Raw genomic sequence first — 8,718 nt, 5'->3', positions numbered from 1 at the left:
TAATGGAGTTCAAAGACTCATTAATGGAGTTCAAAGACTCATTAATGGAGTTCAAAGACTCATTAATGGAGTTCAAAGACTCATTAATGGAGTTCAAAGACTCATTAATGGAGTTCAAAGGCTCATTAAAGAGGTTCAAAGACTCATTAATAAGGTTCAAAGACTCATTAATAAGGTTCAAAGACTCATTGGCGATAATATGTAGTTAGCGCTACCCTACGGGAAAGCTCCGCACTTCAGCGCTAAAGCGCCGACTACGACGACTTTATACTCGTCTCAAAGTTTAACATTTTCAGTGTCCAAGACAAGTAGCAGGAGTATAACTCGAACTATCAGCATTTGCCGCATCAGAGATAAGAGTTACTTCCCTCCCAATTCAACTCGTTCACTTTGGGCATCTAAGTTTCCATCAATAAGTATATTACCACCTAATAACACCAGACTCCCACCAGCAGCAACTTGTGACACTCTTCCTGTTTGCCCTTGAACAACTATGTTACCGGGGGTAATTTTATTAAAGAAAAAAGCTGAAGGATTAACTGTGAGCAAGGGAGGGGAATTCGGTTGAGTGGCGCTAAAAAAACCTTGCTCACCAAATTGGATTGCATTTGCCGTAGACACCGCCAAAGACCCGCCAACGTACAATGAGGCATTCGGTCCAAAAATCACCCCGTTAGGATTAATCAGAAATAGGTTAGCTGTGCCATTAGCGCGGAGTAACCCATCAATGTTAGAAACTGACCCACCTGTTACCCGACTAATGATATTTTGAATATTTACAGCGTTGTTGAAGAAAGTAGCGCCGCCAGTGGGGACAGAAAACTGTTGGAAACTGTGGAATAAGTTACTTCCGGCTTGAGTTCCTCCAGTTATGTTGAAGACTCTACCCTGTACTCTCACGTTGGAATTATTAGGTAGAGTAGTATCAGGGATAATTTGGGCATTAGCGTAACTAGCAGTGAAAGCATTCATGCTACTTATTGCAATACCCAAGAACCAGCGCCAATAAGTACTCACTCCAGACATTGCACCCCTTAGCTTCACAACAGTTACACTATCCGATTATTAAGTAAACCATATTTAGGGCAGTGGGGGGATGGGTGGGATGAGGGGGATGAGGAAGATGGGGGAGATGGGGGGGGATAAGGGAGATGAGGGAGATGAGGGAGACAATTCTTGAGCTTTTCCCATGCCCAATGCCCCATGCCCAATGCCCCATGCCCCATTCCCCATTCCCCATTCCCCATTCCCCATTCTCTATTTCCCAATAGATTTGGTTGTCACTCCCTTTTCATAATGCAATGTATAGACGCCCAATGCACGAAACACCCGATACCATAAACCCATTTGCACCCCTGTGGAGAGCATTTTACTCACGTTGGTTTTTGCGGTTTTAAACTGTGAGGACGTTAATCGATCGCCGTATAAGTCGCGGACTATTGCATCAACGTGAAAATGCAGTTCCGGTCGGCGACGCATCAAAATTAATATGGCATTCTGAATTGAGTAATCTTGGAATTCTTCTAGTAAAGGTAAAGTTCCGGGTTTTCTGGCAATGGTCAGTTTGGGAATATCGGAAATGTCCGGTTCTTTTTCGGCAGGAGCGGTAGAATCAACTAGTTGAGAAGCTGTCTGTGAATCTTCCTCAATTTCATCTTCCTCAATATCATCTTCCTCAATTTCATGTTGACTATTGACTATTTCATCTTGACTGTTCAAGAGCACAGCTGTACTAGAGGATGAATCAGATAAACGTCTTTGAGGTTGATACATCTGCTCTTCTAGGGCGTACCCTGATATTAGAGCTTCTAGAGTGGTAATCTGTTTGCGGACTAAAGATAAGCGACGCTCTAAGTCAACTACTTCTAAGACGTAGCGATCGCGCTCTGCTTCGAGTAAACTCAGAATCTCAGACAACTCAGACATAGAACTACTATTCAGTGAAAGGAACAAATCGGTGGAATCTAAGGAAGTTTTTGTCAAGGCTCACGTTCGTGTAATTAAGCAAAAAGTGTATCGCTTTGTCTGTAAAGAGTGCAATCTAGTGGTTGAACGCACTTGCTTTCCATCACAGCCGTTGTATTGCGATCGCTGCCGTCCTCCCAAACTAAAAGTCGAAAAACCTGCCACCAAGTCAATCAAATCCAAGAAGAAACCCAAACCAAAAGAATCCGTGTCTACGAGTCGGCGATGAAAAAGATGGGGAATGGGTAATGGGGAGACAAGGAGACTTTCTAGACAGGGAGGACAAGGAGGACAAGGAGGACAAGGAGGACAAGGAGGACAAGGAAGAAATTTCTATATCTCCCTTGTCTCCACGCCAGTCGCTACAACGGAGGGAACCTCCGCAACGCGCTGGCTCCCCCTCTCCCTTGTCTCCACGCCAGTCGCTACAACGGAGGGAACCTCACGCGGCTATTGCTACTGTCGGGAAACCCGCCCACGCAACTGGCTCCGCAACGCGCTGGCTCCCCCTCTCCCATCTCCCCATCTCATTGCCTAAAAATAGCGCTGTAACAAACCAATCATCACCTCTGGTAATTCTAAATGTGGCAGGACTCCCACTGAAGCGATCGCCTGAAAATCTCGAATTGCATCTGTATTTAAAGAAGCCAACCTTCGTCCTAATTTGACGCTGGTAAACTGTGCTTCTTCACCCCAAAACATCACAGTGGGAATGCTCAATTGCTTAATATACATACTTAAGTCAAAATAAAGGTCGCCGCGCAAAAATGCCAATGCAGCAAACTTAGCATTGAATTGTTGTGCAGAAGTTAAATAAGCCTGCACCATTTCTTCGGATACTCGTTCGGCTTTGGCAAACAAAAAATTTTGTAAAAAATTGCGGACTGCGATTTCATTTTCAGCGCCAAGGGCATATATTAAATTATCTAACAGTGGCGTATTAATTAACCCAAGTGGAAGTCTACGTCCAGCACCTTGCCCAAAGTCATCAAATCCAGAGGGACAAACGAGAAACAGTGCTTTAAATAATTCAGGTTGTTGAATCGCAATCCGGACAGTCAAAGCAGCTGTCAGAGAAGATGCGATCGCCGTTACAGGAGTGTTACAAGTTTGAGTGATAAATTGAGCGATCGTATTTAAATAATCGCTTATTTGATAATCTCGCACTGGATGAGCAGAATCACCCCAACCAATTAAATCTGGTGCCAATATGCGGTGAGTAGCGGCAAAAGCGGGGTAAACTTTAGACCATTCATAAGCAGATGCTCCACCACCAAAGTTATGCAAAAACAGCAGCGGGGGTAAATCAATGTCAGTTATTAACCAGGGTGCAGTGGTTTGGGTATAGTAAACCATTCCTCCCAAGGAAGTATTAACGACTTTATGCCCAAAACCAGGAGGTTGAAATCGAAGCATAATATACTACTCTGATAAATTTATATTTGCAGTGACTGCCTTCTTCGGTGATGTGGCGCGTAAATATTTATAGTTACTGTTTGGCTGTACGCTCTTATCATAACAATTTGTCATAAGATTTGATAATTCTTTTCAATTATGTAAATATAAACAAAGTAAATAACTGTCATGATTGAGCTTGAATAAATTGTGCAAACAGAGAAAATATTTTCTAGCTTGTTCCAGGCTTTTCCAGAAATATTTTGGGAAATAATTGATGAGTTTGTTTGCTGTTGAACTCAAATAAACTGCTTTTCGGATTGTGGTGGTGTTTGTTCTCAATTAGGTGCAGCAGAAAACTCACACAAGCGAGGCGATCGCGCAGTTAATTATAGAAAGCGAAGAGACTGCTGTTGACCGAGGTAGAGAATTGATGAAAGCAGAACAGACACATGAAGCAACCAAAACGTGAATTCGACGGCTCATATGTCCATAGTGTTCGCCTAATTAGCACAAATCAAAAGACCTCTCCCTGGTTTTACGTAGTAAAACCGTTTCTCTCCGACTCAAAGAGGGACAGACTTGAACTAAAGTTCAAGGCAGGGAGAGGTTTGTCGAACTCACGTAACCAAAAAGAAAATTCAGTCTTTGGTGCTTGTTATCGTATGGCAAGATGAATAAATAAAATTGCACCACTCTTTCATTATGCTAGGAAACCTATTAGACGGGCGTTACAAAGTTATCCAAGTCAAGAGTGCTGGAGGATTTGGGCAAACATATATTGCAGAAGACATTCGCCGACCGGGTAATCCTAAGTGTGTTCTCAAGTTGCTGAAGCCTGTGAGTACTGAACTTTACTATTTGCAAATCGCTAGACGTTTATTTAGTAGCGAAGCAGAAATATTGGAACAATTGGGCAATCATGACCAAATTCCTCGTCTTTTAGCTTATTTTGAAGTAGATGAACAGTTTTTTTTGGTGCAATTGATTGTCGGACATCCACTCAGCGCGGAAATGCAATTGAATCAAAGCTGGAATGAAAGTCAAGTTATCCAGATGCTACAAGATGTTTTGGGTGTTTTGCAGTTTGTTCACAGCTACAGCGTTATCCATCGAGACATTAAGCCTGATAATTTAATTAGACGGAATCAAGATGGCAAGTTGATTTTAATTGACTTTGGCGCGGTCAAACAAATGCGTACTCAATTAGCAGGAGCTGACAGTCAAATAGCTGCTACTGTAGCTATTGGTACTCCTGGCTATATGCCGGCAGAACAAGCACAAGGCAAACCACGCCCAAACAGTGATATTTATGCTGTAGGTATGATTGCGATTCAAGCGTTAACGGGAATGTTACCAACGCAATTAAGCGAAAATCCGGATACAGGTGAACTGATGTGGCAAAATCAAGCGCAGGTTTCGCCTAGACTAGCAGCGATTTTGCACTCGTATGGTGCATTATCATTATCGCGATCGCTATCAGTCTGCCACAGAAGTATTGCACGATCTTCAATATTTACTCAATCCCTTACCAGCAACGCAACCATCAATTCCTCCCACACAAACACCATTACCAACATCAATACCACTTTCTCAAGCTACAGACGACGCTAAATTATCTCAAGTTACATCACCACCTTGGCTCGAAAAAACTCTATCTATAGTTAGATTTTTACCATTTGTCGGCGCAGTTGGGTTACTTTTATTTAAAGCAGCTACCTGGATTATTTTACTTGGTATTGGTCTAGCAACAATCGGAGTCGGTTTGTTTTTTCTCCGCTCTTTGTCTGCCAATCTAGCGCGAGATTCTGACGCTATTTTTGCTGTTATTTTCTGTCTAGCTGGCATCCTGCTTTTATTTCAAGAATATCAATCTTATGGAAGTCAATAAATACCAATTAGTCAATTTTTGCCCTTCTGGAGCGGGTATTTATTCAATGGCTGAAACTCTACGTTTACGCGGAAAAAAAGGAAATGATAATAGTTAAGACTAATAAACTGTTATCATCTTTGAGAAAACTATTAAATAAGATTACAAATGTTTGACAGTTCACTAAAATTAATCGGCACTATTTTGATAGTGACAGCAATATCACTGGGATTTGTACCAATATTAGTTCCCAAACTATTCATAAAACAAGATATTCTATTAATAGGAGCGTTTTTTATCTCCGGGGTAATTCTGTTTTGTCAAGATAAATTGTACGGCAAATAATTGACAGAGTTTAGTTTAATATTATTAACAGTGCCTGCTATTTTTTACACTATAGAAAGCATCCGTTTGCGAAGAAGAAATACGCATTCATGAAGGCAGAAGGCAGCTATGTTCCCACGCTTAAAAACGTGGGATTGGAACAAGGATTGAGTACGGATATAATATTATTCGCCGATTTCTTCTAATATCTGCTCTAGAAAATCTTCAATCATACTCTGATTTATAGAGCGCAGAACAGCCGGACCGCAGAGAAACTCTTTAATAGTCATTTTTGCCGAGTGAAAGTCTTTGACATAATCGCGTATTTCTGATATAATTTCAATTTGAGACTCTATTTCTAATGATATTTCATCAATCGGGTCAAATCCTTTTTTCTTAATTTTATTGTATTCAGAAACAATTGCGCCTTCTGGGGTGTTTTTAACGCTACGAAGTTCTTGCTTTAAGCTTTCGTATTGAGTTTTCAGGAATTCATTTTGCTGTTCTAAGCGAATACATTTTCTCGTTAAATCGTCTTCACTGTTGCTATCAATAATTTCTCCTACCTGATGTTTTTTTTCAATTTCCAAGAGTCGTGCTAAATCTCCTTCTTGGTAAGCTTTGTTAATTTCTTTCATTATCTCGGTATGGCGCATCTGCGTTTCGCTGTCGGTGGCTTTATCCGGGTGAAAAATTTCGGCTAAACGCAAAAAGTAAGAGCGAATCTTTTTTGATTCGTCGGTTCTAGCAGCGGAGGGTGATTCTAATTCTGGTTGTGGTTGGTGTTGTTGTTGGTGGTATTCGTAAGGAATTTCGTTTTCTTGTTCGTTGAATTCAAATAGTTCGTCTTCTGTATCTTCTTCGTCATCGACTTTTCGGCTGATGATTCCTGCAACTTGAAGATTGTGGTAAATTTGTGCAATTTTGTGCTTGGTTTGTTTGGCAAGTTTTTTCTTGGTTAGAATTTCGTTGAATAAGGTATGAATTTCTTCGTCGAGAGCTTTTATTTTTTGAAAGTTGGAGGTGGTGCGTTGATAAAGTTGTGTACCGATAGAGCGAATTTGCTCAACAAAGTTATTCAGTTCGGTGCGTTTTTTCTTAATTTGTGTTAGTAAGCGTTTATGTTGTGTTTCCAGTCCTTCTAGGCGGATGTGGACTGTGGAGGGTGCTAGAGTTGTAGCGGTAGCGCGTTTGGGTGGTGAGGCTGGACGAGGCATAAAAGCTATGAGTTAATTTAAGGTGTAAGTTAATTAGCAAATAAAGCGAATCGATGTTATGGCAATTCGCTAATTCTTTATACCTTACACGCAAATGGTAGGAACGTCGCTATGATTCTGCTACTATTTCTGCTTGGTGGGAAATGGTAGCTTTCTTTGCGCGGGTGTTTGCGGTTTGAAGAAAATGCAAGTTTTAAGCTTTTGGGAGTTAGGCACAAAAAAAGAAAAACGAACCGCGAAGGCACGAAGGACACGAAGGAATAAGAGTTAGGGAGGGTTATTGCCCAGATGTCTGTTGAAATTGCTGGTATTGTTTGTCTTTTGATTCAAGGTATTTATTTACGGTTTTTTTAGTAGCTATAGCGTTTTCGTAATCTTCTCCACCAGAGGAAATTATACGCGATCGCACGCGCTTGCGAATGTCTGAGACTATTTTGCCGTTTATCAATCGAGTTTTTGACCAATCTAAAATAGGTGCGGGATATTCACCTTTGTTGATGTATGCTCCTTCTTTGATTTCGCTTAAGCTGTAACTATGTAGTTCTCTCAGCCAATAGTTGAGAAAGCGACCATTTGCATCTTTTTCTTCAATGTTTTTGTTGGGATTGTAAATGCGGAATGTGTCACTTAAAGGATTGGTGATTCCTGCTTGCATTTGCCATTGCCAATTGTTAATTGCTAAATCACCATCTACTAGATAATTCATGTAGTGACGTGCGCCGTGATGCCAAGATATACCACAATTAATGCATAAGAATGTAGCACACATTGCCCGCATCCGAAAGTTCATCCAGCCCATTATTTGCAATTGCCGCATACTGGCATCAAGCAGGGGGAAACCTGTTAATCCTTGCTGCCAAGCTTGAAATAATTCTTGTTGCTGTGGAGTTAATTCTGTTGGTGTATAATACTCATCAAACTCAGGATAACGATTGGTGTATGCTATTTCGGGATGAAAGTACAATCGTTGAGTAAAACTATCGTGCCAACGCAAGCGATCGCGAAACGCTTTTAAAGAAAATTCCGCTTTCGGCTCGTTGACAAGTTCGGCGGCTCGTGCTTTAGTACGTTGATACACGTTTCTGACGCTGATTGTACCAAATGCCAGATGAGGTGAAAGGTGAGAGGTTGACCCTGCTTGAGCTAACCACGGTTGTGAAAGCTTCCAGTGATAACCGTGGAATCTCCGCTGCAAAAATGAGTCTAATGTGGTCAAAGCTTGCTTTTCTCCACCTTTAAAGTAAACTTGCTCTGTTTGCCAAAAGGTGCTGTACTTTTGCTTAAGTTGTTTTATGGTGATTTGCGGTAACTTAAGCGATCGCTTCGGGGTATTTATCTGGGTTGGAGTTGGGTAAGGGGATTGTCTTATATAAGTGTAATATTCATCAAACCACTGGTCGCGGTGTTCGTCGTCAGTTTGCAGAAAGTTATTTAGACCGATGTGACAGTCGAGATGAAGTTGTTGGTAGAAGTTGACGATCGCGCGATCGCGTTCAATGCCATACTCAACTTGCACATCTCGATTGAAGAAAAGCTTCGGTTTCTCAGACTGCTCCATCAGTTGTCTTGTCAATTGCTGTAAAATATCTAGAGAATTGCCCTCAAATAAATACAATCGACTACCCAAAGAACGTAAGTTACGGTCTAAATTTTCTAAAGACTCAAACAAAAACCTGACACGCGCTTTACCTAACTCAGGTTGCTGATAAAACCACGGGTCAATGATAAAGCAGGGTAACACTTCTGCATTGTTAGCAGTCGCATTCGCTACACTTTCGTTGTCATTTAGCCGCAAATCTCGTCGAAACCAAAGAATGTGCATACATATGTACTAAAACCTTATTTATATTTTGCCATTTTTCGCATTCGTCCTTCCTTCGCTTTTAAGGGGGAAAGTCAAAGCCTCTCTCCTTGTAGGAGAGAGGTTTGGAGAGAGGTCTTTTTGAT

At 41.2% G+C, this 8,718-nt stretch carries 8 protein-coding genes and 2 pseudogenes; 4 read left to right on the top strand and 6 right to left on the bottom strand.

Annotated features, from left to right (window positions below):
- A pseudogene (locus tag AABK37_RS25350) lies at positions 1–205 on the top strand (hypothetical protein); the annotation flags it as partial.
- Between the two features lie 155 nt (positions 206–360).
- Here the strand turns inward: AABK37_RS25350 and AABK37_RS25345 are convergent.
- From AABK37_RS25345 to AABK37_RS25335, 3 genes are read right to left on the bottom strand one after another with little or no spacing between them, the layout of a single operon-like run.
- A complete protein-coding gene (locus AABK37_RS25345; protein WP_432554284.1) occupies positions 361–1,026 on the bottom strand; it encodes a filamentous hemagglutinin N-terminal domain-containing protein in 666 nt (221 codons plus the stop codon).
- Positions 1,027–1,080: 54 nt separating this feature from the next.
- Entirely contained in the window at positions 1,081–1,254 is a 174-nt protein-coding gene (locus AABK37_RS25340) for a hypothetical protein (RefSeq protein WP_432554283.1), read from the bottom strand.
- A 3-nt stretch (positions 1,255–1,257) separates the two neighbouring features.
- Complete coding sequence (locus AABK37_RS25335; RefSeq protein WP_432554282.1) at positions 1,258–1,926, bottom strand: hypothetical protein; 669 nt, start codon at positions 1,924–1,926, stop codon at positions 1,258–1,260.
- A 280-nt stretch (positions 1,927–2,206) separates the two neighbouring features.
- On the opposite strand from AABK37_RS25335, the gene AABK37_RS25330 reads away from it, so the two are divergent.
- Positions 2,207–2,503 (top strand): hypothetical protein, encoded by a 297-nt coding sequence (locus AABK37_RS25330; RefSeq protein WP_432554281.1) that lies wholly within the window; start codon positions 2,207–2,209, stop codon positions 2,501–2,503.
- Here the strand turns inward: AABK37_RS25330 and AABK37_RS25325 are convergent.
- Positions 2,500–3,381, bottom strand: a complete 882-nt coding sequence (locus AABK37_RS25325; protein ID WP_432554280.1) for an alpha/beta fold hydrolase — start codon at positions 3,379–3,381, stop codon at positions 2,500–2,502. The two genes, AABK37_RS25330 and AABK37_RS25325, sit on opposite strands and share 4 nt — an antisense overlap.
- A 325-nt stretch (positions 3,382–3,706) precedes the next feature.
- On the opposite strand from AABK37_RS25325, the gene AABK37_RS25320 reads away from it, so the two are divergent.
- Both AABK37_RS25320 and AABK37_RS25315 read left to right on the top strand, forming a co-directional pair.
- Positions 3,707–3,832 carry a hypothetical protein gene (locus AABK37_RS25320; protein ID WP_432554279.1) on the top strand — a complete coding sequence of 42 codons (126 nt, stop codon included), beginning with the start codon at positions 3,707–3,709 and terminating at the stop codon, positions 3,830–3,832.
- A 233-nt stretch (positions 3,833–4,065) separates the two neighbouring features.
- A pseudogene (locus tag AABK37_RS25315) lies at positions 4,066–5,348 on the top strand (protein kinase domain-containing protein).
- A 391-nt stretch (positions 5,349–5,739) separates the two neighbouring features.
- Here AABK37_RS25315 and AABK37_RS25310 read toward each other — a convergent pair.
- A complete protein-coding gene (locus AABK37_RS25310; RefSeq protein ID WP_432554278.1) occupies positions 5,740–6,771 on the bottom strand; it encodes a J domain-containing protein in 1,032 nt (343 codons plus the stop codon).
- A gap of 277 nt (positions 6,772–7,048) precedes the next feature.
- Positions 7,049–8,593: an FAD-binding domain-containing protein gene (locus AABK37_RS25305; RefSeq protein WP_432554277.1), complete on the bottom strand. Its 1,545-nt coding sequence runs from the start codon at positions 8,591–8,593 to the stop codon at positions 7,049–7,051.
- Between the last annotated feature and the right edge of the window lie 125 nt (positions 8,594–8,718).

Source organism: Tolypothrix sp. VBCCA 56010, from assembly GCF_050875635.1.
In the GTDB taxonomy this organism is placed as follows: Bacteria; Cyanobacteriota; Cyanobacteriia; order Cyanobacteriales; family Nostocaceae; genus Hassallia.
Note: the sequence above shows the minus strand (reverse complement) of the source record. Positions and strands in the feature narration are given on the sequence as shown.

Excerpts from the sequence above, each read along its gene's own strand:
- AABK37_RS25310 (WP_432554278.1), bottom strand. The coding sequence starts at position 6,771 with ATGCCTCGTCCAGCCTCACCACCCAAACGCGCTACCGCTACAACTCTA.
- AABK37_RS25345 (WP_432554284.1), bottom strand. The coding sequence starts at position 1,026 with ATGTCTGGAGTGAGTACTTATTGGCGCTGGTTCTTGGGTATTGCAATA.
- AABK37_RS25340 (WP_432554283.1), bottom strand. The coding sequence starts at position 1,254 with ATGGGGAATGGGGAATGGGGAATGGGGAATGGGGCATGGGGCATTGGG.
- AABK37_RS25325 (WP_432554280.1), bottom strand. The coding sequence starts at position 3,381 with ATGCTTCGATTTCAACCTCCTGGTTTTGGGCATAAAGTCGTTAATACT.
- AABK37_RS25330 (WP_432554281.1), top strand. The coding sequence starts at position 2,207 with ATGGGTAATGGGGAGACAAGGAGACTTTCTAGACAGGGAGGACAAGGA.
- AABK37_RS25335 (WP_432554282.1), bottom strand. The coding sequence starts at position 1,926 with ATGTCTGAGTTGTCTGAGATTCTGAGTTTACTCGAAGCAGAGCGCGAT.
- AABK37_RS25305 (WP_432554277.1), bottom strand. The coding sequence starts at position 8,593 with ATGCACATTCTTTGGTTTCGACGAGATTTGCGGCTAAATGACAACGAA.